The sequence below is a fragment of the Gordonia sp. NPDC003424 genome (genome assembly GCF_053588655.1).
Map to the genome: position 1 here is coordinate 34,727 of NZ_JBSFQJ010000018.1, position 24,971 is coordinate 59,697.

The 24,971-nt window shown below is 65.6% G+C and carries 19 protein-coding genes and 2 pseudogenes; 7 read left to right on the forward strand and 14 right to left on the reverse strand.

The features are described 5' to 3' along the window. Positions 1 to 93: 93 nt before the first annotated feature. The 3 genes from ACWDTI_RS21560 (at position 94) to ACWDTI_RS21570 (ending at position 5,878) form a co-directional block, all read left to right on the forward strand. Positions 94 to 963: a 1,4-dihydroxy-2-naphthoate polyprenyltransferase gene (locus tag ACWDTI_RS21560; protein WP_449740170.1), complete on the forward strand. Its 870-nt coding sequence runs from the start codon at positions 94 to 96 to the stop codon at positions 961 to 963. A 29-nt stretch (positions 964 to 992) separates the two neighbouring features. After that, positions 993 to 1,553, forward strand: coding sequence for a YdcF family protein (locus tag ACWDTI_RS21565; protein WP_449740171.1), 561 nt, complete (start codon positions 993 to 995; stop codon positions 1,551 to 1,553). A gap of 362 nt (positions 1,554 to 1,915) precedes the next feature. Further along, a complete protein-coding gene (locus ACWDTI_RS21570) occupies positions 1,916 to 5,878 on the forward strand; it encodes a DUF3376 domain-containing protein (RefSeq protein WP_449740172.1) in 3,963 nt (1,320 codons plus the stop codon). Here ACWDTI_RS21570 and ACWDTI_RS21575 read toward each other — a convergent pair. Together ACWDTI_RS21575 and ACWDTI_RS21580 are read right to left on the reverse strand one after the other, a co-directional pair. Continuing rightward, complete coding sequence (locus ACWDTI_RS21575; protein ID WP_449740173.1) at positions 5,808 to 6,581, reverse strand: glycerophosphodiester phosphodiesterase; 774 nt, start codon at positions 6,579 to 6,581, stop codon at positions 5,808 to 5,810. The two genes, ACWDTI_RS21570 and ACWDTI_RS21575, sit on opposite strands and share 71 nt — an antisense overlap. Before the next feature lie 305 nt (positions 6,582 to 6,886). After that, a complete protein-coding gene (locus tag ACWDTI_RS21580; protein ID WP_449740174.1) occupies positions 6,887 to 7,486 on the reverse strand; it encodes a LuxR C-terminal-related transcriptional regulator in 600 nt (199 codons plus the stop codon). A 177-nt stretch (positions 7,487 to 7,663) separates the two neighbouring features. On the opposite strand from ACWDTI_RS21580, the gene ACWDTI_RS21585 reads away from it, so the two are divergent. Next, positions 7,664 to 8,389, forward strand: a complete 726-nt coding sequence (locus ACWDTI_RS21585) for an MSMEG_1198 family transcriptional regulator (protein WP_449740175.1) — start codon at positions 7,664 to 7,666, stop codon at positions 8,387 to 8,389. A 158-nt stretch (positions 8,390 to 8,547) separates the two neighbouring features. Here the strand turns inward: ACWDTI_RS21585 and ACWDTI_RS21590 are convergent, their stop codons facing one another. Continuing rightward, positions 8,548 to 8,700, reverse strand: coding sequence for a hypothetical protein (locus ACWDTI_RS21590; RefSeq protein WP_449740176.1), 153 nt, complete (start codon positions 8,698 to 8,700; stop codon positions 8,548 to 8,550). Between the two features lie 219 nt (positions 8,701 to 8,919). On the opposite strand from ACWDTI_RS21590, the gene ACWDTI_RS21595 reads away from it, so the two are divergent. Continuing rightward, positions 8,920 to 9,660 (forward strand): hypothetical protein, encoded by a 741-nt coding sequence (locus tag ACWDTI_RS21595; RefSeq protein WP_449740177.1) that lies wholly within the window; start codon positions 8,920 to 8,922, stop codon positions 9,658 to 9,660. A gap of 13 nt (positions 9,661 to 9,673) precedes the next feature. Here the strand turns inward: ACWDTI_RS21595 and ACWDTI_RS21600 are convergent, their stop codons facing one another. The 3 genes from ACWDTI_RS21600 to ACWDTI_RS21610 all read right to left on the reverse strand — a co-directional run bounded on the left by ACWDTI_RS21600 (position 9,674) and on the right by ACWDTI_RS21610 (position 12,564). Then, positions 9,674 to 10,795 (reverse strand): ThiF family adenylyltransferase, encoded by a 1,122-nt coding sequence (locus ACWDTI_RS21600; protein ID WP_449740178.1) that lies wholly within the window; start codon positions 10,793 to 10,795, stop codon positions 9,674 to 9,676. Further along, positions 10,792 to 11,859, reverse strand: a complete 1,068-nt coding sequence (locus ACWDTI_RS21605; protein WP_449740179.1) for a diguanylate cyclase — start codon at positions 11,857 to 11,859, stop codon at positions 10,792 to 10,794. The genes ACWDTI_RS21600 and ACWDTI_RS21605 overlap by 4 nt, the downstream gene beginning before the upstream one ends. A 183-nt stretch (positions 11,860 to 12,042) precedes the next feature. Then, the gene (locus ACWDTI_RS21610; RefSeq protein ID WP_449740180.1) at positions 12,043 to 12,564 is read right to left on the reverse strand and encodes a sugar transferase; all 522 of its coding nucleotides are present in this window, start codon (positions 12,562 to 12,564) and stop codon (positions 12,043 to 12,045) included. 216 nt (positions 12,565 to 12,780) lie between these two features. On the opposite strand from ACWDTI_RS21610, the gene ACWDTI_RS21615 reads away from it, so the two are divergent. Further along, entirely contained in the window at positions 12,781 to 13,683 is a 903-nt protein-coding gene (locus ACWDTI_RS21615; protein WP_449740181.1) for a LysR family transcriptional regulator, read from the forward strand. Between the two features lie 13 nt (positions 13,684 to 13,696). Here the strand turns inward: ACWDTI_RS21615 and ACWDTI_RS21620 are convergent, their stop codons facing one another. The 6 genes and pseudogenes from ACWDTI_RS21620 to ACWDTI_RS21645 form a co-directional block, all read right to left on the reverse strand. After that, entirely contained in the window at positions 13,697 to 13,957 is a 261-nt protein-coding gene (locus ACWDTI_RS21620; protein ID WP_449740182.1) for a hypothetical protein, read from the reverse strand. 142 nt (positions 13,958 to 14,099) lie between these two features. Continuing rightward, positions 14,100 to 15,473, reverse strand: coding sequence for a group II intron reverse transcriptase/maturase (ltrA, locus tag ACWDTI_RS21625; protein ID WP_449740183.1), 1,374 nt, complete (start codon positions 15,471 to 15,473; stop codon positions 14,100 to 14,102). A gap of 778 nt (positions 15,474 to 16,251) precedes the next feature. After that, positions 16,252 to 16,915 (reverse strand): annotated as a pseudogene (locus ACWDTI_RS21630) (LuxR C-terminal-related transcriptional regulator). 13 nt (positions 16,916 to 16,928) lie between these two features. Further along, entirely contained in the window at positions 16,929 to 19,202 is a 2,274-nt protein-coding gene (locus ACWDTI_RS21635) for a sensor histidine kinase (RefSeq protein ID WP_449740184.1), read from the reverse strand. Between the two features lie 163 nt (positions 19,203 to 19,365). Further along, positions 19,366 to 20,274 (reverse strand): Clp protease N-terminal domain-containing protein, encoded by a 909-nt coding sequence (locus ACWDTI_RS21640; protein ID WP_449740185.1) that lies wholly within the window; start codon positions 20,272 to 20,274, stop codon positions 19,366 to 19,368. 2 nt (positions 20,275 to 20,276) lie between these two features. Next, positions 20,277 to 20,545: pseudogene (locus tag ACWDTI_RS21645) on the reverse strand (helix-turn-helix domain-containing protein); the annotation flags it as partial. 11 nt (positions 20,546 to 20,556) lie between these two features. Here ACWDTI_RS21645 and ACWDTI_RS21650 point away from each other — a divergent pair. Next, positions 20,557 to 21,660 carry a hypothetical protein gene (locus tag ACWDTI_RS21650; protein ID WP_449740186.1) on the forward strand — a complete coding sequence of 368 codons (1,104 nt, stop codon included), beginning with the start codon at positions 20,557 to 20,559 and terminating at the stop codon, positions 21,658 to 21,660. 54 nt (positions 21,661 to 21,714) lie between these two features. On the opposite strand, the gene ACWDTI_RS21655 is transcribed toward ACWDTI_RS21650, so the two are convergent. Next, positions 21,715 to 24,258, reverse strand: coding sequence for an FtsX-like permease family protein (locus ACWDTI_RS21655; RefSeq protein WP_449740187.1), 2,544 nt, complete (start codon positions 24,256 to 24,258; stop codon positions 21,715 to 21,717). Then, entirely contained in the window at positions 24,255 to 24,944 is a 690-nt protein-coding gene (locus ACWDTI_RS21660) for an ABC transporter ATP-binding protein (RefSeq protein ID WP_449740188.1), read from the reverse strand. Before ACWDTI_RS21660 ends, ACWDTI_RS21655 begins: the two co-directional genes overlap by 4 nt. Positions 24,945 to 24,971 lie beyond the last annotated feature (27 nt).

Genomic DNA, 24,971 nt, shown 5'->3' on the forward strand with positions numbered 1-24,971 from the left:
GGCCCCCGCGTTTGCGGCGCTGGCGGTGAGCACACCCGAGCTCGTCTGGCCGCACCCAACGGTCGGCGGTGAGGGCGTGAAATGATCACCCCCGTGGCAACCCCCAAAGACTGGATAGCAGGCGGACGTCCTCGCACCCTGCCCAACGCGATCGCGCCGGTCGTGGCCGGCACCGGCGCCGCGCTGCGGCTCGGGTCGATCGAGTGGTGGAAGTTCCTGCTCGCGCTGGTCGTCGCGTTGGCCCTGATCATCGGCGTCAACTACGCGAACGACTATTCCGACGGCATCCGCGGTACCGACGACGACCGCGTCGGTCCGATGCGGCTGGTCGGGTCCGGCGCGGCCTCCCCCGCTGCCGTCAAACGCGCCGCGTTCCTCTGCTTCGGCATCGCGGCCGTGTGCGGGTTGGTGCTGGCGCTGACGACGGCCTGGTGGCTGATCCTCGTCGGCGCAGTCTGTATCGCCGGCGCGTGGTTCTACACCGGCGGTTCGCGGCCGTACGGGTATGCCGGTCTCGGCGAGATCGCGGTGTTCACCTTCTTCGGCTTGGTGGCGGTGCTCGGGACCGAGTTCGTCCTGGCCGATCGGATCGACTGGGTGGGGCTGGCCGCAGCCGTCGCCGTGGGGTCGATCTCAACGGCCGTGCTGGTGGTCAACAACCTGCGCGACATCCCCAGCGACACCGAGTCGGGGAAGATCACACTCGCGGTTCGGCTCGGCGACAAGCGGACTCGGCTCTTGTTTGGAATCCTGCTGTGTGTGCCGTTGGTGATGAGTGTGGTGCTCGGAGTGTTCGTCACCCTCTGGGCGTTGCTCGGATTGATCGCTGCGCCACTGGTTTTCGTGGCCTATCGGCCGGTGCGGGCCGGGGCCGTCGGGCCCGGTCTGATTCCCGCGCTGGGTGCCACCGGTCAGGCGATGTTGGTGTGGGCGGTGCTGACGGCCATCGGGTTGGTCGTGTGACGGTGGCGCGACGGATCCGCAGGTCACCGGTGCGGACGGCCTGGATCGTCGTGTCGGTGGTTGCCGTCGTCGTGCTTGCCCTTGGTGCCGTGGGCTATCAGCTCTTCACAAGGGAGCATCAGGACGCGCTGCGTCCCGCCGATGCGATCGTCGTTCTCGGGGGTGAGCACGACGGTCGTGAGGACTACGGTCTACGGCTGGCCCAGGAGGGGTACGCCAACGCCGTGCTGATCTCGAATCCGTATCAGCCGTACAAGCCGATCGACGCGCGGATCATGGATCGCGTCTGCAATGCCGGCACATCCACCATCGAGGTCATCTGCTTCAACCCAGTGCCGTCGACCACGCAGGGTGAGGCGATCTTCACCCAGCGCATGGCCAAGCAGCGCGGGTGGCATTCGGTGATCGTGATCAGCTGGCGCTACCACATGGTGCGGACACGCTACATCTTCGGACAGTGCTTCGACGGCGACGTCGTCATGCGCAGTGTGCCGCGCGACTATTCGCGGTCGGTTGTGCGGTGGGCGTGGCAGTACGCGTATCAATACGGCGGGCTGGTCAAGGCCGCGGTGATCGGGTGCGATAAGTAGGTCGGACCGACCGCTGCCCGACCCCAGCTCATTCGAACGACCTAACTTTGATCTCATTCGGCCACATACAGCGTCACGATCGAAGCAATAAGGCAAGGCACACCCAGGGGTTTCGCTACTGTGCTCCACACGCATATGGTCACCGGATTTCCGGAGCAGTCGACTGAACACGGCAGCGAAGGCGAAGATCGATGGGTCAGCATCGCCGTAGGAGCGACCAGTCGGACCCGACCGGGTCGACACTCCCTGATGCCCAGCAAGATTCGGCAGCAGCCGCCAAACCGCAACCGGCAGACCCCGACCCGCCCCCGAACCCCGCCAAAACCGGGCAAATCCCCCGAGAGCTCCGCATCGCCGTCACCATGAACGGCGGAGTCAGTCTGGCCGTCTACATCGGGGGCGTCGCGCACGAACTCCATGAACTGACCCGCGCCGACGGTCCGTACAGTCGGCTCGTTCGCCACGTCGGCTACACCGTCGATCCGGTCATCGACGTGCTGACCGGATCGTCCGCCGGCGGCATCAACGCGACCGCACTCGCGGTCGCGCAGGCCAACGCCAAGCCGACCGATCTGGGTCTGCTCAAGCCACTGTGGATAGAGGACGGACAGATCGGGCTGCTGCTGCGCGAACCCTTTCAGAAATCCGCGCCCTCACTGCTCAAGGGCGATGAGTACCTGTACCCGCACATCCTCGGCGCGCTGCGTCGACTCACCGAGACCTACGAGCGCGACACCGGCCTCGACATCAGTCTGACCATCCCCACCACCCTCCTGACCCCGGTGTCCCGACGGTTCAACGACGAATTGGGCACGACGACAATCCAAGCCGAGCACGCAGGACTGTTCCGCTTCGAAGGCAAGAGATCGCAGACCCCTCTGCAGGATCACGACGACTGCGGGCATGTCTGTCGCGACGACTTCAGCGACGCCAACATCGCCGACACGGTCCGCGCCCTGGCGCTGGCCGCTCGAGCGTCGGCCGGTTTTCCGGTCGCCTTCGAGCCGACCTTCATCCCGATCAAACCGTCGACCGAACGGGAAGAGCCCGACAGACGGCCCAACATGAGGAAGTACGCCGACTGGGCCGCCGACATGCCCGACACCCCGGCAGAAGATCTCTCCCGCTTCGCGGTCGACGGCGGCGTGCTCGCCAACACGCCGACACGGCCCGCGCTCGACGCGATCCGCGAACACCGCACCAATAATCGACTGGTCCGGCGTGCCCTGATCCTGGTTTATCCGCACGCCACGCCGGCGACCACGGTGGACGCCCGTCCCGACGCCTCCACCGACCCACCGTCCCTGGTGGCTGCCCTGAGCGGGGTCATGCGCGCGTCGTCGTCGATCGGGTCGCGGACGTACGTCGAGGAGATCCAGAAGTACAACAAGCAGGCCGTCCGCTGGCGCGACGGGCGCATCGCCGCCCTCGAGCAGTTGCCGGACTCCGCGACCCTCGACGCCTTTCTGGCCAAAGGGGCTCCGCCGTGGAAGCTTTTCTACACCCTGCGCCGGCAACGAGCGGCCCGCGTGCTTGCCGAGCAGGTGCAGAGCACGGTCGCCGAACCCTTCTTGACCCTCGTTCAACAGGCCAGACAAGCAGTCGAGTCGCGAACCGATCTCCCCTTCCTGCCCGCGGATCCGCCGTCGACGGAGAACCTCCCCGAGGGCACCTGGTCGTGGGGCATCGACCTGGCCATCGGCGTCACCCAACTCTCCGTCGACCTCCTGCGTGACCTGCTCACCACGCCCAGCCACGAGCTACTGCGGTGTCTGGGTACCCCAGAAGCGGTGACAGCCGTCCAGAACGAAGCGAAGACTGCGTGGCTCTCGGCCACCGACTCGCGCATCTCGCTCGACCTCATCGCCGATTGCCTCGGGATGGCGGCGGCCGCCACCTTCCGTGCGGACACCGAATCGGACTTCCGAGCGCGCTTCGACAAGGTTCTCGACGACTACGAAATCCGTATGGGCGAGCCGAAATGCGGCCAAACGATCTACACACAACTGACGACCCGCGTGTGCACGCCACTTCTCACCGTCATCACGACCATTGCGAGCTTCTCCTTCACTGCGACCGGTCAGCCTCCGGCGGCGAGCGGATTGCTCCGGCCGAATCCGCTCTCCGGCTCGCCGAACGAACCCGCTTTGTTGCAGCGGCTGTTGTCGCTGGAGATCGTCGCGTACCTGTTGACCGAGGAGACCAGCGAAACCGATTCGACGCCGTCGGCGCCGGTCGAGCTGTATCAGCTGAGCGCGCAGGTCGAACAGCACTTCGCGCCGGGATTCAGCCCCGACGACAAGCTCGCCGGGATGTCGCTCAATCGGTTCGGGGCCTTCCTCAAACGCGCCTGGCGCGCAAACGACTGGACGTGGGGTCGCCTCGACGCGGCAAAGATAACCATACTGATCCTGTTGTCGCCCAACAATATTCGAAGCATCAGCGCGGCCGGCGCGACGAATGCACAGGAGATCGTCCGCGACTTGTGTGCGAATGCCTTCCCGTCGTCCTCGAGCGCCGAGCAGATCGATGCATGGGTGGCGAAGGACAACGACCTCAACAACCTGCGCGACGAGGCGATCAAGGAGGTCAACCGGGTTCTGACCTCCGACGACGACAAACCGCTGACCCGCCTGGCCGGCCTCGTGGCGTACGGCATTCAGCTGTCCATCGCCGCCGTCGAGGTTCCCTCGCTGGTCGATGCAGTCTTCTACGACGAGGAAGAGGGCGCCGCAGGGACGCGTTCGGCGGCTCTGGTGTCGAAGTACACACGCATTCCGACGACTCCGCTCACCGAAGCCGATTCCGACATCACTCGCAATCACGAGTTGTTGAAGCTGTTCACCGCATCGAAGATTGGGCAGGAATCGGTCGAGGACGAGCTCCCCAGCGATCTCATGATCCGGACGGCCGCGCGCACCGCCGCGACATCCGCGACCATGCTCGCGTCCGATCGATCAGGCCTCGGCCTGGCCACTCCCGCGGTGAAGGTCGTCCGGGGGCTGGTGGCGGTCCCCTACTGGACACTGACCGGCCTGTCCCATCGCGGGCCGCTGGCACGCATCGCCGCCGCGACGCTCCTCGCTCTTGGCATCAGCCTGGTCGCCCTGAGTCTGGTGGCGACCCTGCCGAAATCACTGACCGCGTTGGTGCCGACGGTCGGTGTGGGTTCGATCCTGGCCGTGTTCACCTATGCCGCGCTGCGCAGTCGCTCGATAGTCCATGGGGCCGGCCTGCTCGGCCTGTTCATCCCGTTGATCGTCTTCGCCACCAACCGAATGGTCGCCTCTTCGTCGGCCGACGGAGCCACCAAGGGCGATCAGACCGCGATACCGCTTGCCGACACCAGCATCGCCATCGGGTCGCTGCTTTTCCTGATCATCGGGACGATGATGGTGGCGAACCTCAACTCCCCGATCAGCACACCCTTCGCGCTCCTGTACCTCGGCCGCGAAAAGATCATTCGCGCGTGGCATCGGATGAGACAGTGGGAATTCCGGTGGCAAACCATCATTGGCGTGGTCTTCACGATCGTGGCGGTTCTCGGGACCATCGCGTTTGCGTCATACGGCGTCTGGCTGATTTCGCGTCAGAACAATCTCTGGATCTGGGTGTTGGCGCCGATTGTCGTCGTCCACGCGATCGTCTTCGGATACCACAACTCGAAGCGGCTGCGCCCGATGATCCAGCTCGACGAGCAGTTGGAGCGAAAGGATTCCGCCGACAAGAATCGGCTTCGGCGACTCCGCCACGCGAGCACTCTCCAGCCTCCGCGCGAGTTCCTCCGCGATCCTGTCGGCATATCGATCGCCTGGTCAGGAGTCTATGGCTCCCTGTACATCGTGATCGCGATCCTATTGGACAACCCACTCGACAACGCAACCCCAGACCACCTCAGAGTGGGTGCGATCCTGTGTTTCCTCTATGGTGTCTGCTTTTCCTTTGTGGCTATTCACGTCCTCTCGGCCCGTCGCGAGCGGCGCCTGATACATCGCATGTCCATCGCGCTTCCGCGCGACTTCGAACCACCGCTCTACGCCGATCTGATGCCGCGTCGTAACGCCCAACCCGTCGCCGCCGCCATCATCGAAAGGCAGGTCATCGTGGTGCGGACCTTCGAGCGAATCGGCGAGACATCCAAGTATCTGTTCGAGAAATACGAGATGACCGCGGAGGTCGGCAAGGCTGTCCGCCTGTCAGCACGGGGTTGGACCGTCGCGATCAAGGCCGTCAAGCGCCGAACACCCCCTGCCCTCACCGATCCGCAACCCACTGCCCCCGCCGCTCCAGGACCTTCCGCAGCTCCAGGGGACGGTCGGTCATGACTCCGTCGACGCCGACGTCGAGTAATTCGTTCATCTCCTCCGGTTCGTTTACCGTCCACACGTGGACCGCCACACCCCGGTCGTGCGCGTAGTCGAGCAGTCGGCGGTCGATCACCGGGATGGGTCCGCGACGGGCCGGCACCTGGGCGCACGGTGCCTCAAACGACCGGCCGAGCCCGAGGCGCGACCCCAGATATAGTCGGGCGGCTTCCACCGGGCCCATGGACGTACACAACGTCGGGCCGAGGGCCGAGCGCACGGCGTCGATGCGTCGCTGGCTGAACGACCCGACGCACACCCGATCTACCGCGCGAAGAGCCCGCAGTGCCGCGATCAGCGGCTCGACCGCGGCATCCGACTTCGGATCGATGTTCACCCGGATAGCAGGCCACGACGTCAACAACTCGTCGAGCGACGCGACCTGTTCGGAACCCCCAATTCTGATCTGCTGCAACTCGTTCCACGTCATGCTCTCGACGGCCTCATCCACGTCGGCGAGGCGAGTCAACCTGCTGTCGTGGGAGAGCACGGGCCGGCCGTCGGATGTGGCCCGGACGTCGGTCTCCAGGTACCGGAAGCCCGCGGCCACCGCGGCGTCGAACGCCGCCATGGTGTTCTCCGGCGCCGACGCCGAATAGCCGCGGTGCGCGAACGGGATTGGCGTGGGCCAGTCCAAGAACTCGTACTCGGACCGTGTTGCCATCTGCGCTGCATCCCTCCACCGGTGGTCCTCCGATGGTGGCACGGCTTCGCGTGGTGAACCAGCGTCGTCTTCATCGTTTTGGGGGACTCCCCCGGCCGCGGGGCGTCGCTAGGCTGAACCGAGAGATCATCGGCGAGCAGGGACAGACACCATGGGCACATGCGAACACTGCGCCCAGCGGCTCGTGGAGTGCCCGCATTGTAACGGCCAGGCCGGCACCTACAGCATCGCCGGGCAACTGCGATGTACCCACTGCGACAACACCGGGTCGATCTGCGCCACGCACGGCCGGCAATGCACCGCGGTCACTGCGTCAGGCGCGCACGATCCACCCAGCCGTCGACGATCAGCGCAATGAGCAACTGCGACTTGTTGTTCACTGGCCGACCGGCCTCGGCGTAGCGTGTCATCACCCGCCGGAAGTGCGACCGGACCGTCGTCTCGGCGATGAAGTACTGTCGCGCAGTCTCTTTCACGGTCGCGCCGAGGGTGTAGGTGACGACGACCTGATGCTCACGCGGGCTCAGGTGGACCGGGGCGTCGGCGCGTGAATCTCGTGCCATCGCGGTGCGGAGGGTCCGCCTCAATTGCTCAGCGGCGTGCGGAGTGTCGGGGATCTCGATCCCGCCGAGATGCCCGACGGGGACGCCGATCCCGACGAGTGTGCGGGGCCCGGCCGCGGTGGCAGACAACCCGCGGATGCTGCGCACGATCACCACGGTCACCGACGACGGCACGTGTTGTCCCGACGAAAGATCCACGAGGGCGGCGCGATAGCCGAATCCGTCGATCAATGCCTTCAGGGCGACATCGCCGAGGTCGCCGTCGGCGACAATCGCCACCGACGGTCCAGGGGTCAGCGGGTGAACGGGGATGTGCAGGGCGTCGTTGATGTCGGTGGTCACGGTGTCTCCTCGGCGAGGGCTCAAACATCTCGGTCTCACTCAGATTCGTCCGTTTCGACCACACAATCAGCCATCAGGAGGACACCGTTGCGACGATTTCCGGTGTACACGTTCCCGAAATCGACGCCCCGATGTGTAATCGCGCATGATCACACCACATAGGGCACGATTACGCATATGCCAGCCGGATTGCGCATCCTCATCGCATCACCTCTCGGTCACGTCGTCGCCGCGCCCCTGCAATCGGCGTTCGAGGACTCGACGGTCGTCGTCGCGGGCGAGAAGGACGAGGTGCAGCGGGCCGTGGCCGGACGGCCGCGATTCGACGTCGTCAGCGCCGACCTGGTGTTCAACCGGGCCGACCTGGAATGGACCTTCGACGGCCTCGACGTCATCGAATGTCTTCGCGACGCCGACCGACTGGCCCCGGTTCTGCTTGCCACCCAAGGACATTCGATGGAGGAAGATCACCTCGCCGAGGCCCGGTTGCGCGAGGACGTCCTGGGGGTGGTCGCGAAGTCGGCCGGGCTGAAGACCCTGGTGGAATCGCTGAACACCGTCGCGCTCGGTCAGCGCGTGCCCGACCGGGTCCCGACCAATCCGCGCGCGGCACTGTTCGAGTTGTTTGACGGGCGACGCGGCATGACCGCAGGCCGCCTGGCCGGTGCCATCGCGTCGGGCAACGCCTCGGACAACGCGACCCTCGCCGCGGTGGCGAAGGTCTCGCCCAACACGGCGAACAAGGTGGCGACGAATTACATCGGGCCGCTGATGCGTCGTCGTAACGAACACGACGATCGGCTGCCGCTGACCCAGGCTGCTGTTTACCGGTGGTGTGGGCTGCATGCGCGCTACATCGTCAGTTGGTGTCGCCGCCATGGGCATGGGGATGTGTTGGGGTGATGTTCGCTGCGGGGTCGGCTGACCCTTCGACACGCACGCGGTTCCTGAGTAAGCGAGCCTGCGAGCGCATCGAAGGGCGCTGGCGCTCGCGGGCTGCTCAGGGAGCGAACGGTGGCGACGATCACGGCCGCGCAGCTCAGGCGAGCGGTGCCAGCCGGCTAACCCGACGATCCGGGCGGCGCCTGGGAATCACCATCAACTCGTTCACGCTCGTCCCGCAGGCGTGCTGCGCGACCGACCACCAGCGCCACCACGAGGGCGACGGTGGCCCACACGGTCAGCCCCAGCACGACGCCGATGAACAAGGACATGCGCTTACCCTTGCAAAGAAGCCTTTGCGACGCAATCCTGAGCCCACTGACGGAGCTGAATCGCAATCGCTCATTCGAACGACACGGCCGTTATATCCGCGCTCGACTCGACTTTCTGGTACTTGGTTCGCTTGAATGGCTAGAGAGCCGGTCTTCGCGGTCCGGTTTTGTCGAACGTTGGATGGCCGGCCGGCACACAACTCGGGATGGGATGACGCGATGTCGCGAGCGGTTGATCGGCGGATTCGGACCGAGCCGTGCATCGGCGATCTACGACTGCCCGATGACGCGAGCGAATCGACACTGGTCATCGGGACACCTGAATCCCTCCCCACACTGTGGGCGGAGTACATCGACGGCGCGTACCGCTCCTACTCTGCGCACGGGGTGCAATCCGCGCTCAACTACGACGCAGTCCGCGACGGGCACACCACCCGCCTGTTCTGCGCAGCTCTCGACCAGGACGGCACAGTGATCGGCGGCCTGCGCATCCAGGGACCGTACACACGGGTCGAACAAGCGCACGCCATCCGCGAGTGGGCTGGACAACGTGGCGAAGCCGAACTGATTGCCGCGGTGGCGGCACGCATTCCCGGCGGGATCATCGAGTGCAAGGGTGCGTACGTCGATGCCTCCGGACTGAGGGCCCAGCACCTGGCGGTCCTGCTCTCCAGAACCCCGCTCTTCATGACGACAATCACCGGTTGCCGCTACATGCTGGCCACTGCCGCCGACTATGTGCTCGCACGCTGGGCGTCGGGCGGGGGGTGCATCGACACCTCGGTCGCCACCACCCCCTATCCGGACAGCCGCTACCGCACCCGCGCGATGTTCTGGGACCGCAGCACGATGGTGCACGACGCCGACCCCCGCGTCGGTCGTCAGATGTGGGCGGACTATCACCGCCTGTTCGGCGCACCGACCGATCTGACCGGACCGGACCACACCGAGGTCGCCTGAGCACGCAGCGTGCTCACCCGCGGGCGAGCGTCTCCACCATCTCGCTGATCTGCTCCGGGCGCAGCTCGTTCCAGCCCTCGGCCTTCACCGCAGCGGCACCGAGCAGCGTGTCCTCGACGTCAACGATGTAGCGGCCGGACACCACCGGGCCACCGCAGGCGATGTAGCGGGTCGCGACGGCCACCAGCGCGCCGGACATGGCCGCCGTCGAGCCCAATTGCGGCCACGAGACGATCCCACGTCCCAGTTCGCGCGCCGAGTAGGCCATTCGCGGGGTCAGCGTGTCCCCGACGATCGCAACCGCCATCCGCAGCTTCTGCCGGGGATCGGCGCCGTCACCCTCGGGGGTGAACCCCTCGCCGCGACCGTGGAAGATCGGATAGCGGTCGTCGAGGTCATAGCGTTCGACGTCGAGCACGACATTGTCGCCCATGTCGGTGGCGCTGACCACCGGGATGCGGGCCGCGCGGGCACGTCGTCGCAGGTCGATCTTCATTGCGACGTCGTCGATCTCCTCGACGACCACCGAGAGCGGTTGCCCGCCATCGAGACCGAGGAAGGCATCGGCATCGTCGGCGCGGTAGCCGTTCGGGAAGTCTCGAACCGAGCTGTACGGATCGGCTTCGAGCAACCGACGACGGGACAGTTCGAGTTTGGTGAGCCCGAGCTCGCAGACCGAGCCCTGGATGCGGTTGAGGTTGGTGGGAGCGAGCTGGTCGGGGTCGGCGATGTGGAAGTGGCGGGCACCGGTCAGAGCGCAGGCGCTCAACGCCGAGGAGCCGACACCGAGCCCGGCGATCCCGATCCGCGCCTGCCGCCATTGATCCTGCTCGGCGCCGGTGAGCAGGAAGCGGTTGCGGGCGGTCTTGAGGCGGTAGTAAATATCGTCGTCGGGCATGCGGACGAGGGTTGCGCGCCACGGAAAATACACGTAGCGGGTGTGGTACTCGAGGGCGTCCGGGTCGTCGACGTCGAACTTCTTCGCGGGCTCGGCATCGGGCTCGATCTGGGTGAGCCCGTCAAGTTGGCGTAGCTCGGGGAGCGCACTCGCCCAAGCGTCGACCTCTGCCACCCCGTCCGAGCGAAGCGCACGCAGTCGCCCGGCGTCCTCAGTTGGGCGCAGGATCTCGATCATCGGGTCCTCTCACTCGACGGGTCGTCGGTGATCGCGGCGGCGATCTCGACGGTGGTGACGGCAACGCGATTGCGGCCCATGCGTTTCGCCATGTACAGCTGCCTGTCGGCGATGGCCAGCAGCTCGTCGAGCATCGTCTGGGTCGAGACGCGTGAGCGTGCCGGCACCGGCACGAGGGGCGCATGGACGGCGCCCAGGCTTATGGTGGCGCGCGTTTTGGACGCCACACTGCCGCGCAGATTTTCACACAGCGCCTCGATGTCGGATTCATGAGCCACGACGTCGACAATGACGAACTCTTCGCCCCCGGTCCGCGCCACCAACGCCCCCGACGGAGACGTGTCGATCAGGACCTGCGCGATCTCGACCAGGATCTCGTCGCCGATCGAATGTCCTTCGCGGTCGTTTATCTCCTTGAAGAAATCGACGTCGACCTCGATGAACCCGATCGATCGTTGGGCACCTGTCGCGGTCCGCAGAGTGTCCGCCCAGCGTTCGGCCAGGCCCCGCCGATTGAGGATGTGGGTGAGCGGGTCGGTTTCACTGAGTGCGGCCTGTTGCGCCAACGATCGCTCCAGCGAGCGCCGCAGGGTGGTCACCAGGTAGGTGGGCACGACGATCGCCATGAGGACCGCGCCGCCGCCGACGATCAAGGGGGCGACAGACGTGGCCCGGGTGCCCACCACAAGGCACGCAAGTCCGGCGGCGACGACCACGAACATCACCACTGTGCGTGGAGGTGATTCCATCGCGGCGATCGCGGGAATGACAGCAAGCAACGCGAGTACCGCGTGAGCCGCGCCGTCATCGGTGAGCAGTGCGGCGGAGCCCGCGATGCCGAGCATGCCGCCAAAACTCAGCAACGCGAACTGCATGTCGTCGAGCGGGCTCGCGAGGATTGTCACCACGATGGAGATGACCGTGTAGATGCCGATGACCACGATGCCCCAGCGATCCCCGGTATGGACGAAATTCGGCGCCAGGAAGGCAATCAGGAGCAACGGAACCGCACCAGACTCGGCAGCGAGCACAGCCAAGGTCCGCTGATCGAAGTGGCGGCTCAACGAGCTCCCTTTCCGTGTGCGGTCGGCACGAGAACGTGCCACGCCGGCGCCGAAGTCGTACGACATCATTACCCACGATAAGGGATTGGGGAGACTCATCCCCGTGCAGGCGCGCGCGCCATCGAAAGCTGTGGGACGCGGGCGGTAAGCAAGTCGGCCGGAGCGGCCGCGCAGACAAGAATCTCAGAGGCGGGTCAGGCCGCGCAGACTCTGCCACAGGACGGTCAGATCGCGCGTGGCCGACCAGTTCGTGTCGACGTTGATGCGGCCCGGCGCGCCGAACATTCCCGGCTTCGACGACGGCGACAGGACCGGCTGCCCTGGACGCTGCGGCCGGGGACCGACCAGAGTCATCGAGCCGCTGAGCACGTTGAACAACTGGGGCAGTTCGTCGAGGCTGTACTGCTTGATCACGCGGCCGACGCGGGTGACCCTGGGGTCCGCCGGGTCGACCTCAGTCGGGTCGAACTCGACGGGGCTGGGCTCGGCATCGGCTGTCGTCGTGCGGAATCTCCACATGCGGAAGGGGGCATTGTGAATACCGAGGCGCGTCGTACCGTGGAAAATCGCTCCCCGGGAGTCGATGGCGATGACCACCGCGATGCCCAACAACACGGGGAGCGTCATGACGAGGATGAGTGCAGCGACCGACCGGTCGACGATGGCGCGACGCAACTCGGGCTCGAGCAACGGTCGAGACGACACGACAACATCGGAGCTGTGTCGATTTGCCGAGTGCGGCTGCACAGTCACGATTCCCCCACTATGCGTCGGTGTTCACCATTTATGGCGTCGCGCGCGGCGGGACCGATCGGTAGCGGCAGGTGATCAATCCTGTGGGCCTTGCGGACATCACCAATGTAAAGCTCAGAATTACAACCTACAATCACAGCAATATGGTCAACCGACAGGACATTCTTGATGATCACCGGCGCTGATGTAAGAAGCGATCTCGACCTCAGGCGATTGCGGTTGTTCGTCACCGTCGCCGAGTCACCGAACCTCCGAGTGGCCGCCGACGAGATGTTCATCACCCAGCAGGCCGTGTCGTCGGCAATCAAGGAACTCGAGCGAGGGCTCGGCGTCGACCTGTTCTCCCGCTCACGCCGCAGCCTCACCCTCACCGCGGCCGGCGAGGTGCTGTACCGCGGTGCGGTCCCGCTGCTCGCGAGTGGACGGCAGCTCACCTCCAAGGTGCAGGCGGCCGGTGAGGATCGACCCGACCCGTTCGTCATCGGGCACACCCCGGATCTGGCGCCGTCGGAGGTCTTCAATCTCGTCGAGCCGGTGGTGTTGGCCGACCCGTCCATCCCGATCACCGTGCGACCGGTCTTTCCCGACCGCATCCGCGAAGAGTTGCTCGCCGGGGAGATCGACTTCGCCCTGCGCCGCGGCATCCAGTCGCCGCCCGCGCTTGCCGGCACCGTCGCGGCACACCACAAGCTGCGCGTGGCCGTCGGCGCCGAGCATCCGTTCGCGGTCCGCGACCACGTCCAACTCGTCGATCTCGCCGACCACGAGATCGTCGTCCCCGGCGCGGTGGAGGACACCGAGTACACCCAGATCCTGGTGTCGACCTGCCAGGGCGCCGGGTTTGAGCCGAAGATCGTGGTGTCGACGTTGCGGGGCACCCCGCCGCACACCGCGGTGATCGCGCATCCGAATGCCTGCGCGTTTGTCACCAACGAGCCGGGCTGGGTATCCGGCAACCGGATTCGGGTCCTGGAGTTCACCGATCCGCCCAGCGCGCCGATGCAGGCGGTGTGGCTGCCGCACACTGTCTCGGAGGTGCGGACGCGGATTCTCGATTCGGTTCGGTCGTAGACCTCGGGTACCGTCAGGCCGACATCTCCAACGACATCCGCCAAACCGAGAGCCGGTAGCCGGGCTGTTCTACGAGGTCGACACGTTCGGGATCGTCGCCGCCCTCGGGGAGTTCGGGAATCGTCTGCGGCCCGCGGATCGGTACGACCTCACCGTCGACGTACAGCCCGATGACGGTCGGCACGCATCCGTTTGTCGCGGCCTGAACCACCAGCAGCCCGTTGAGCGGGCGCTGTCGCGCGTGATCGAAGAGCTGGACGACGTTTCCCGACATGGCAACCCCCTCGAGACGAATGGCTACGATGCATCGTTTCACGCGTCGGGGAGGGCGGGGTATCCCCCGGAAGGAGTACATCTCTTGGAATGACTGCCGCGCGAACTATCGAGTAGGAGGGCCGGGTTTCCCGGCCCTCCTCTCACACCACCGTACGTGCGGGTCTCGCATACGGCGGTTCGCTGGGTCCGTGAAATCTGGTCCAGACCTGCTGAAAGGTGAGTAGTCCCTGGCGGTGCCAGTAACTGTTGGGCAGGGCGATGGTGAGGAAGGTATTCGACACATGCCAGGAACCGCGACTGCTGTGCCCCCATCGACCAGCCTCGCCGGCCGCGATGCCCAGGGCCTGCAGGTTCGTGGCCCGGGTATGACCGCCCTTCCATTCCACCCATCGGATCTGACGTAACCGCCGCCTCATCCGGCCGTCGACTTCCCGGAACAGGCTAAGCCGGTCGGCGAGGTGAAAATACCCCATCCACCCACGGATAAACTCGTTGAGACGCATGATCCGAAAGCCCATCGACACACTCCACGTCCGCGACGTCAACCGCCGGATTCGGGCTCTCATCCGAGCCTGCGCCTTGGGCGCAACCCGGATGATGACCATCCCGGCCACCAGCGAGAACCCGAACCCCAGCAACGTTGCCGTCCGCGCCGGATGGATCGAGGACTTCGCCCTGTTCACCTTCAACTTCAACCGTTTCTCAAGCAACACCGTGCTCGTCTCGAGCACCCGTTGCGCCGCCCGCTCGGACTTCACAAAGATCCGGATATCGTCGGCGTAGCGGACAAACCGATGCCCTCGCCTCCACATCTCCTGATCGAAATCATCGAGCATGATGTTCGACAACAACGGCGACAACGGCGACCCCTGCGGGGTGCCCTGCTCCGTCGGATGCCGCACACCATCGACCATGACCCCCGCCTGCACATAGGCGCGAATCAACCTGAGCAACCGCTTATCTGACACTTTCCGCGCAACCCGAGACATCAGCATGTCGTGGTTGACCCGATCAAAGAACGCATCGAGATCCACCTCGACTACCCACCCATACCCCTGCCCGATGAGCAGGCGCGCGACTTTCACCGCATCATGGGCACCTCTGCCCGGCCGAAACCCATAAGAGACTTCGACAAACCCCGGATCAAACACCGGGACCAACACTTGCGCGATAGCCTGCTGGATCAACCGATCCAACACCGTCGGCACCCCCAACTTCCGCTGCCCGCCATCAGGTTTGGGAATCACCACCTGACGCACCGGCAACGGACGGTACGTGCCCGCATCCAACGCCGTCTTGACCTCACCCCAATGCTCCCGACACCACCCACGCAACTCCCCCGTGGACAGGCCATCAACACCGGGCGCGCCCTTATTGCGTTCGACACGTTCCACCGCGGCAGCCAGATTCTGCGAGCTAAACACCTGCGCCCACAAATCGTCACTGCCCCTGACGTCCTCCCCAGTACCCGCCGGACGGTCACTACACACAGACAACGGATCTTCCGGATTCACCGGTCAACCACCATCGCCTGCCCCACCACGGGGTTGGCTGCGATCACTGCACCCTCCGAGAAATACTGCTTCGAACCGTCAATTCCCACCGTTCGGCCCTTCCCAGCACACACGATTCCGCTGGTACTACGACCTCTGCTGACTTCTGCCCCGTCACCACCACCCTCCCGGGCGATGACGCTCCGACCACCAGGCCGACGCACCAGGACAGACCTCCCCAGATAAGAACATTCACTGTCCTCCTACTACCGCCGCATATACACACCAGCCGCTTCGGTGGAACGGGCTTCATCACGATCGGCTGACTCACCCCAACTGGCATGCCTCACATGCGATTCGTATACCTCGGTGCAGGATTTCGTCTCCGGCTTCCTTCCCACCCCACCTCACGATGACGCAGTTGCCCTCGACTAGGAGTTAAACCACCTTCCCCTCCGGAGGACTTCCACCTCCAAGCGAATGCCCATGCTGGGCGTACCGATGCGGCGCCTCGCTACGCTCGGAGCCTCACTCGATCAACGAAGAAACGCCGCGACGATCGCCACGAACCCGATCGGCGACGAAACAGCCGCGACGATCGACACGACCCGCGGGTCGAGTAAGCGACCGAGCTTGCGAGGCCGCGCATCGAGACCACCGAACGCGCGATCCCGATGCGGCGCCGCGCAAGCTCGGAGCCTCACTCGATCAACGAAGAAACGTCACGACGATCGCCACGAACCCGACCAGCGACGAAACAGCCGCGTCGAGCGCCCACAACCCGCAGGTCGAGTGAGCCTCACAAATCGTCGGCGGTGATCAAGCCGTCCTGGATCGCCCTCGCCACCAACGCCGCCTTGGTGGGCGCCTGCCGACCGGCCGCGGCGTACTTCGCGCGGATGCGACCCAGGTGGGTTTTCACCGTGCCGGGAGTGATGAACAGCCGTTTGGCAACCAGCGCTTGGGATTCCGTCTGGAACCAGCTGATCAGAACCTCCCGCTCCCGCGGGGAGAGTGTCGGCCTGTTCACGGCGTCGTCGGTGTTCATCGCCTTGGCCATCGTCGGCCCCAGGTAGGGCTGGTCGGTGACGGCGGCATGGATCGCGGCGATGAGGTGGTCGCGACCTTCGGCTTTCGAGAGGTAGGTGACCGCGCCCAGATCGAGGCATTCCATCACCAGTGGGCTGGCCGTGTGCTGGGAGAACACGATCACGCGGTAGCCGGCGTCGGACAGTCGACGGACCGGAGCGAGATCCGGCGCCCGGGTGTCGAATTTGCAGGTCGAGGATCACCACGTCGACATCGTGATCTCCCGAATCGAACTCGGCGACAGTGAGATACGAGCCTGCGATGGTGATCGGCGGGTCGGCCTCGGCGCACCATCCGGCGATACCGTCGTGGATGATGGCGTGGTCGTCGATAAGACCGATCCGAATCGGTTGAGCGGAGCCCGCTTCGGTCATCTGCTTGCACTCCTCATCGGTGTTCTGTCGCAGCGATGTCGGCGGGCAGGGCGAGGTCCTGTTCCACCCAGGTCAGGTCGCCGGCCACCGCCGGAACGATACCGAGAGCGGCCTCGATGTCGTCGCGCGTCTCCGGCGTGCAGTCACACACGACACTGATGGTCACCGTCTCATCGGTGGCCGTGAACACAATTCGCGCCCGAGATACCGTGCCCGCCAGGGCCATCGAAGCGACAACGAGCAGCTGATCCCGCATCGCGGGCGCCACGTCGGGCAGCGCGGTGCCCGCGTCGACGGTCACACTGACACCACGCTCCTCTGCCTTGGCGATCATCGACTGGAGTTCCTGAAGCAATGGGTGGTCGAGATTGTCGGTCTGGGCGAACAACCGGCGCAAGCGGGCATCCTCGATGAGCGCTTCGAGGCGCAGGTGTGGGTCGGTCGGATCGATGGTCGGCTCGCGTAGCTTCTGTAGCATCGGCACAAGGGTTTTCGACAGCGAACTGTACCGAGCTGCGACATCGTCGGCCAGTGCGCGTTCTTCGGCTTCCGCCGCCCATCGCCGGACATGCTGCTCGTTGAGCGACTGCGCCGTCCCCGCGGCCGAAACGAGAAAACCGGTGAACACCAACGCGAGCGCCTGGATCAGGGCGACGCTGACCACGTCATAACCGATCGTCACGACGACGTCGGCATCCGGCCGCAGGATCAGCATCGCCAACGAGCCCAGCGCCCAGAAGGCGACGAGTGCGGCCATGCCGTATTGAATTGGGTAGCGGTAGGTCAGCGCCACGACGATCCATCCGAGCGCCCCGTACGCCCAGTTGCTTCCGGTCGTCAGACTGGTTGGGGGAAGGAGCGATTCCTGCACTGGAACCAAGGCGACGACCACTGCACACATCACGGCGATCGCCCGACCGGACATCGGATGGGCGACCGCATACCCGGCCATGATCGCGGACACCAGCGCTACGACGACCACCACCACCTCGGCGGCGTGATGTGTGTCCTCACCGAATAGAGCCTGCTGCGACTGCAGCAGCAGGACCACCGCCGAGATCACCGCGAGCCCGTAGCCGAATCCCTTGGTCAGCCGCGTCGTCAACGCAACTCGCTCGCCGAGATCGACGCCGTCACCAGATGATTCGGCATCCCACCGAAGAATCACGGTAGTGCCCGCCCCCGGTTTGCTGTCGATACGCGCATACCCACCGACATCGGACAGTCGCGACTGGATCGAGTTGCGGACCCCGAAGCGGCGCGTGACGTCGGGAGAGGCGACATCGAAGCCGATTCCGTTGTCGGCGATCGTGACTCCGTGATCGGTCGCTGTGACGGTCACCGCCCTGGCGTGGGCGTGCCGATCCACGTTGGTCAGCGCCTCGCGGGTGGCGCCCTCGATGGCGTCCGCGATGTCGCCGTCGAGCCACAATTCGTCGGAGCCGGCGAGCGACGTGGCCGTCACCGTGTCCGCGCACAGCGCGCGCAGAGATGGGACGACGTCGCGCTGATCGACGTGCAGTGGCGCGGGCGAAGCGAAGGCGGCGATCGTCGCGAGATCACGATCCACCTGGCGGGCAAGGACTTCGGTGTTGTGCGCGGCCCCTTGTCCGACCATCAGGAGGGTCGAGGCCGCGGTGTCGTGCATGACTGCGCACTGTCGACGTGCAAGGCGGTGGCGGGCAACGGCGACGGTCCGGGCGATCTCGTCGTCGGCGGAACTGATGAGGATCTCGTCGGTGACGACGGCGGCCCGCACAACCAGCCTCCGACACACCGACACGAGCGCCCACTCGACGACGAGGAAGTCGAAACCGAATACCTGCCAGGGCTGGACGGCGCCCGGCACTCGGGCGATGCCGACGCCCCACGCCGCCATCACGATCAGCAACGCGAGACCCGACCACCGGCGTGGGTAGGCCAGACCGTAGGCGATGACAGCTGTGCCCGCCACGGCCAGCATCGGACTCGCGCCCGTGGTGAAGTCGGTGCCCGACACCAGCCAGGGAGTCTGGATCAGATAGGTGGCGACGACGACGAGGTCGGCGGCGATCCAGCCCACGCGCACCCGACGCGTGAGGAGCCGTCCGATCGACCACAGCGCCATCGCCACGCCCAGCGCACGACCAAGCGCCGGGACGCCAGGGTCGATGAAGGTGAACACGACCACCGCGATACACACCGCATGCAGCGCGTAGAGCGAGATCGACTGTGCATGGCGATTCAGCAGCCGATAGGTCTCCCCCATCGCGGCGTCGTCGGGCTCTCGTCCCCACTTGCTCGCCACGTGCGTCCTCCATCGCCGGCCACATCCGATGCGTGCCCCGGTCAGGGGATTGTATGGCGCCGCAGTCGAGTCGTCTGTCCGCCCCGCGGGAGACATCTACCCGACATACGACGATCGCCGTCCCACCGGGGAGGTGAAACGGCGATCGTGTGGGGTCAGGTGATCAGACCTCGGATGGGAGTTCCGGAAGGCTGGCCACCACAGCGGCTTTCAGCGTTTCCGCGTCGGTCACCGAGTTGATCACCGCGCGCGAGGCGTCGTCGGCGACGTCGATGATCCCGAGGAGCAGGTACTCCGGGCGCAGCTGACGGTCGCCCCGGTCGCGGGCGAACTCGACGGCCTTGCCCAGGGCTTGCTTGCTCGCGTCGGCGAAACGCGGACGCGATCCCCGGCCACGCGGACCACGCCGGCCACGGCCGGGCTCCCAGGGGCCCTCGTCACCTAAGGGTCCCGGTCCGAACCCGCCACGTCCGAAGGGGCCCGGTCCGAATCCGCCGGGTCCGAATCCTCCGGGCCCGAAGGGACCCGGGCCGAATCCCTCACGGCCGACCTCGCCGAAACCCTCGGCACCCTCGGGCCCGAAGCCCTCAGGGCCGAACGCGCCTCGACGTGGTCCACGGCCGTGATGATGGCGATGTCCACGCCCGCGTCCCTGCGTGCCACCGCGTCCACGGCCCCGGCCGAAGCCACGGCCACCGCGGTCGGCCCATCCTTCGGACAGGTCGTCGCCGAAGCGGTCGCGCACGGCTTCGCGCACCTTGTCCAGGTCGATCCCGATGGCCTTCAGGGCTTCCCGGTCCTCCTCGTAGCGCTGAGCGGCGGTCTCTTCCGCGGCATCCGCGGAATCGTCTGCCGCCTCGGCATTCTCGGCATGGTAGGCGCGCACGGCCTCCCGTGCGCCGGCCAGGGTCAGCCCCTGTTCCCCGAGCAGGGTGAACAGCGGACTGCGGGCATTGCACAGCATGCCCAGGATGATGTGATCGTTGCCGAGTCGGGTGTGCCCGAGATCGGCGGCCTCCTGCATGGAGAAGGCAAGCAGCATTCTGTCGTCGCGGTTGAATCGCTCGAACATGGTTCTTCGTCTCCTTCTGGCCCGCTCAGCGGGCCTCTCGTGGTGAATGCTTCTGGTGCACGGCCTGGCGGCTGATCTGCAGCACATCTGCGATCGCCTGCCAGCTCCACCCGTTGGCGCGGGCATTGGCCACCTGGACGTCTTCGAGGCGGTCGGCCAGCGTGCGCAGGGCACGCACCGCGGCCAGGCCGCGGGCCGGATCACCACTGGCAGCGGCTCCGGCGAGGTCGTCACCGTTCATGTCCTCGGATACCTCAGGCTCGTCGTGCATGATGTCAGGTTATGTTGACATCTGTTGTTTGTCAAGAATTATTGACAGCGGATTATTCCGGGCGTTGGCTGGCTGCGAAGCAGCGTGTCGGACAATTCAGTGGGCGGATCGGCCTGCACCAGCGTCACCTCTCCAAGGCGATAACCCGGGTATCGGACCAACGGATGCGTCAGGTGATACCCGTGCGGATCTCCGCCGGCACAGTTATCCACAGACCTGCTTCTGGCCCCGGAAACGCCCACAATTCGGGTCACACTCGTCCGATGAAGTACATCGGGGTGTTCACATATGCCGAACTGATCGCACAAGACCTCTCGCGCAAGCAGATACAGCGTTCAATCAGGGCCGGCGAACTGATCAAGCTGCGTCACAACTGGTACGCGACAAGTAGCGCCGACCAAAACATCTGCGCCATCGTCAAGAAGGGGTGGGCGGTGAGTTGTCTGATGGCCCTCGAACTGCACGGGGTGTGGGTGCTCGACTCCTCGTCCACAACACACGCTCGGGGGAACTCGGCGGCGTACCGGAAACCGAACTCCCTGTGCAGTCAGTATGGGCGCCCGCAACCGGTGGTCACCGCGGTAGATGATGTGCGCACTGCCTTTCGGCACGCCGCCAAATGCATCGATGGCGAGGACTTCATCGCGGTCAGTGACTCCATCCTCAACAAGGAGCTCATGACGATCGACGAGATGCGCACCGATCTTGCGTCGGCGCCGATGGCCAAGCAACGGCTGCTCGACAAGTGTGATGGCAATGCTCAGTCCGGCACCGAGTCGATGGTCCGGGTCCGACTCCGGGCGCTCCGGCTCAAGCTCCGGATCCAGGTGCAGATCGATGGCATCGGCCGGGTCGACATCCTGGTCGGGAACGCGCTGATCATCGAAATCGACAGCAAGAAGTACCACTGGACCGACCCGCAGTACCAAGAGGATCGTCGCCGAGACCGAAAGGCGGTCGAGCTCGGATACTACCCGCTGCGCTACACCTACCAGGATGTCGTCGCAGGATGGGATGTGTGCGAGACACAGATCCTGAATGTGGTTCGCCAAGGACGACATCGACGGCTGATACCAAAGAAGATTGACATCACCGACACCTACGAAGCGTGTTGATCGAATAACTTCATCAACGCCGCGCACAGGTGACGCTCATGTCAGCGCCGGCACCTACTCGTTCAGAATCGACTCGCTGATGTTCATCCGCGACGCCCGCATCGCCGGGAAAAGCGCCCCACCGACGCACAGCAGGCACGCAACGCCGACGAAGATCAGCGTCGACGGTTGCGGTGAGTAGTGGATGTCGATCGAGGTGGTGGCGGCGAGGATCTTATTGGACAGGAAATGCAGTGCGCTGCCGAGGATCACGCCGGTGACCGAACCGACGATCGCAACGGCGGCGGCCTCGGCGATCACCATCCGCGAAATAAATCGTCGTGAGGCGCCCATGGCACGCAGCACACCGAGCTCCCGTCGCCGTTCGATCACCGACAGCAGCAAGGTGTTCAGCAAGGCGATCGCCGCCGCGACCGCGACGATCCACTGAATGGCCACCGTCAGCGAACCTGCTTGTTGCGCTTGGGACTGCGCCGACTCGAGAGCCTCGGCACCGGAATGCACGTAAACCTTGCGGCCGCCGACCGACGGATTCGCTGCGGCAATCGCCTCGAGTTCCGCATGGATCTGCGCCTGGTCGGCGTGCGGGTTCGTCGTCACCTGCAGATAGGTGTCCCCGGGCCGGTCAAACCACTGTGACAGCACCGAATTCGCCATCGCCGCGGTCCCGGATCCGACCGAGAGGTAGTTGACCGTGTCCCGGACGACCACATCGTGGTAGCCAGTGGGGGTGGCCATGGTCAGCGTGTCACCGACCCCGACGCCGAGGGTACGTGCGAGCACCCTGGACAGGAGGATGCCGTCGCCGGCGAGCACCTGCTGCAAGGCGGCGGGGCCGGCCTTCTTCATGAACGGCGCCAATGATTCCGGTTCGAGACCCTGCACCAAGATGGCATCACCGCCGACGTTGACGTTCGCCCATTGCAGGCCCACCACCTGGGTGACGCCGGGGATCTTCTCAACCTCACCCTTGATCGCGGTCGGGAGCGCGGGGCCGGTCGGCACGTGGCCCGAGTCCGTCGACGACACATAGAAGTCCGGGTCGGCGAGGCCGTCGAGGGAGCCAGAGATGGAGCTGACCAGATTGTCCAGCGCGCCAGAGGTTCCCACGCCGACGGCCACGGCGACAGCAACGGTCATCAGGGTGGCCCATGCGCGGCGCGGCGCGCGCTGTGTGTTCACCGCGGCCAGCTGTCCGGGCCCGCGGAAGCGTTGCGCCAGCAGCACGACCGCGGCGACCAGCGGCCGGGTCAGCGCGTAGCAGAAGAGCAGCGCACCGACCGCGTACACCGCACCGGCGAGGATGGCCGGCCGGCCCGGCACCGTCGTCGCCACGAACCAGGACGCGATGAGCACCGCCACGCCGACGATCGATGCGATCGCGGCGGCGCGCCGGGTGCGGGCCGTATTGTCGGCGACCTCGCCCGCCGACATCGCCTCCACGGGTGACACCGCGAAGACCGACCGCGCGGCCATCGACGTAGCCGCGACACAGGCGACGATGCACGCCCCGATCGCGATCACCGGTGTGTACCAATCCAAGTGGTAGCTGACCGAAGTGGTCAACGCGTCGGTGCTCACCTCGGGGACGCGACCCACGGCCCACGCGCCGGCGAAGATGCCGACCGGCACTCCGATCATTCCGCCGACCAGACCGAAGATCACCGACTCTCCCAGTAGGTCACCCGCGAGATGCCGGCGGCGTGCACCGAGGGCCCGCATCATCGCCAGCGATCGCCGCCGCGAGGCGACGGCCATGTTCATGGTGTTGAACACCAGGAAGCCGGCGATCACCAGCGAGATCAACGACACCAGCAGCGTCGCGTCGCGGGTGACCGCGCTGGCCACCTCGGCCTGTTTCGCGCGGAAGCCCGGATCCACGACAACCGCCCGTCCGTCAACGACTTTCGACACCTCCGTCTTCACCGCCGCGACATCCGCACCAGGCTTCGTGACGACGAGGATCGAGTCGAGTTTGCCCTCGTGCGCGGAGAGCCGTTGCGCCAAGCCGAGATAGGCGAACATGAAGTTGCCGTTGTTGAGTACGCCGGACTGGTCGCCGCCGATCACCGAGAGCACCCGCACGTCGACCCCGTTGATGGTCAGGTGCTGGTTCTTGTGCAGTCCGGTTGCGGCACCGACGATCACACCGTCTTTCAGGTCGTCCTGGCTGATGCCCGACGACCCCTGCTGCGCGGCAGCCTGTTTCATCTCACCCGACAGCGAGGTGACCCGAAAGTCCGAGCCCAGCAGGGCGATGTCGCGATCGTCGACGAGCACGGAGTCGCGGATCAGGGGCACCACGGATTGGGCGGCGGGCACCGCGCCGCGGATGTCGCCGGCCAACTCCTCGTCGATGCCGGAGTCGGAGATCGACGCGACCTCGATCTGGGCGGCACCGGCGATCGCCGCGTTGACCTGCCGCACGGACTCGGTCAACGACCCGTAGATCCCCAGCACCGCGATCAACAGCGCCGACGCCACCATCACCACGAACAACGACGTGAGCACGCGCAGTTTGTGGGTGCGGATCTCGCGGAGGTTGAGCACTCGGATACGGGAAAGCCCCGACGAGATCGAGCGCGCGAGAGCGCTCACGCGATCTTCCCGTCGCGGACGGTGATGGTGGTGTCGGCGACATCGGCGGCATTCGGATCGTGAGTGACCATGACCACGAGGCGGTTCGGCTCGTCGTGGGCCACCTCGGACAGCAGGTCGAGCACCGACTCGCCGGTCTTGGAGTCCAGATTGCCGGTCGGTTCGTCGGCGAGCAGGATGGTCGGGTCCATGATGAGCGACCGGGCGATCGCCACCCGCTGCATCTGCCCGCCGGACAGCTCCGACGGGCGGTGGTTGACGCGGTCTCCGAGGCCGACACGATCGAGGAGTTCCACGGCGCGGGGCTTGGCCTTGCGCAGCGACTGACTGTCGAGCAGGCGCGGCAGGGCGACGTTCTCCCACGCCGACATCGTCGGTACGAGGTTGAAGAACTGGAACACGAAACCGACGCGGTGGCGGCGGAACGCGGAGGCGGCGTCGTCGTCGAGGGAGCCGAGGTCGACGCCATCAACGGTGATGGTGCCCGATGTCGGCGTGTCCAGGGCGCCGAGGATGTGCAGCAGGGTGCTCTTGCCGGCCCCCGAGGGGCCGACGACGGAGGCGAACTGGCCGCCGTCGAGTGTGAGATCCAACCCATCGAGGGCCCGTACCAGCTCGTCACCCAGGCGGTATTCGCGCACCAGGTCCACGGCTCTGACCAGCGGTTCGCCCTGCACATCACCCATGGCGCGCATGGTATCCCACCTGGGTGA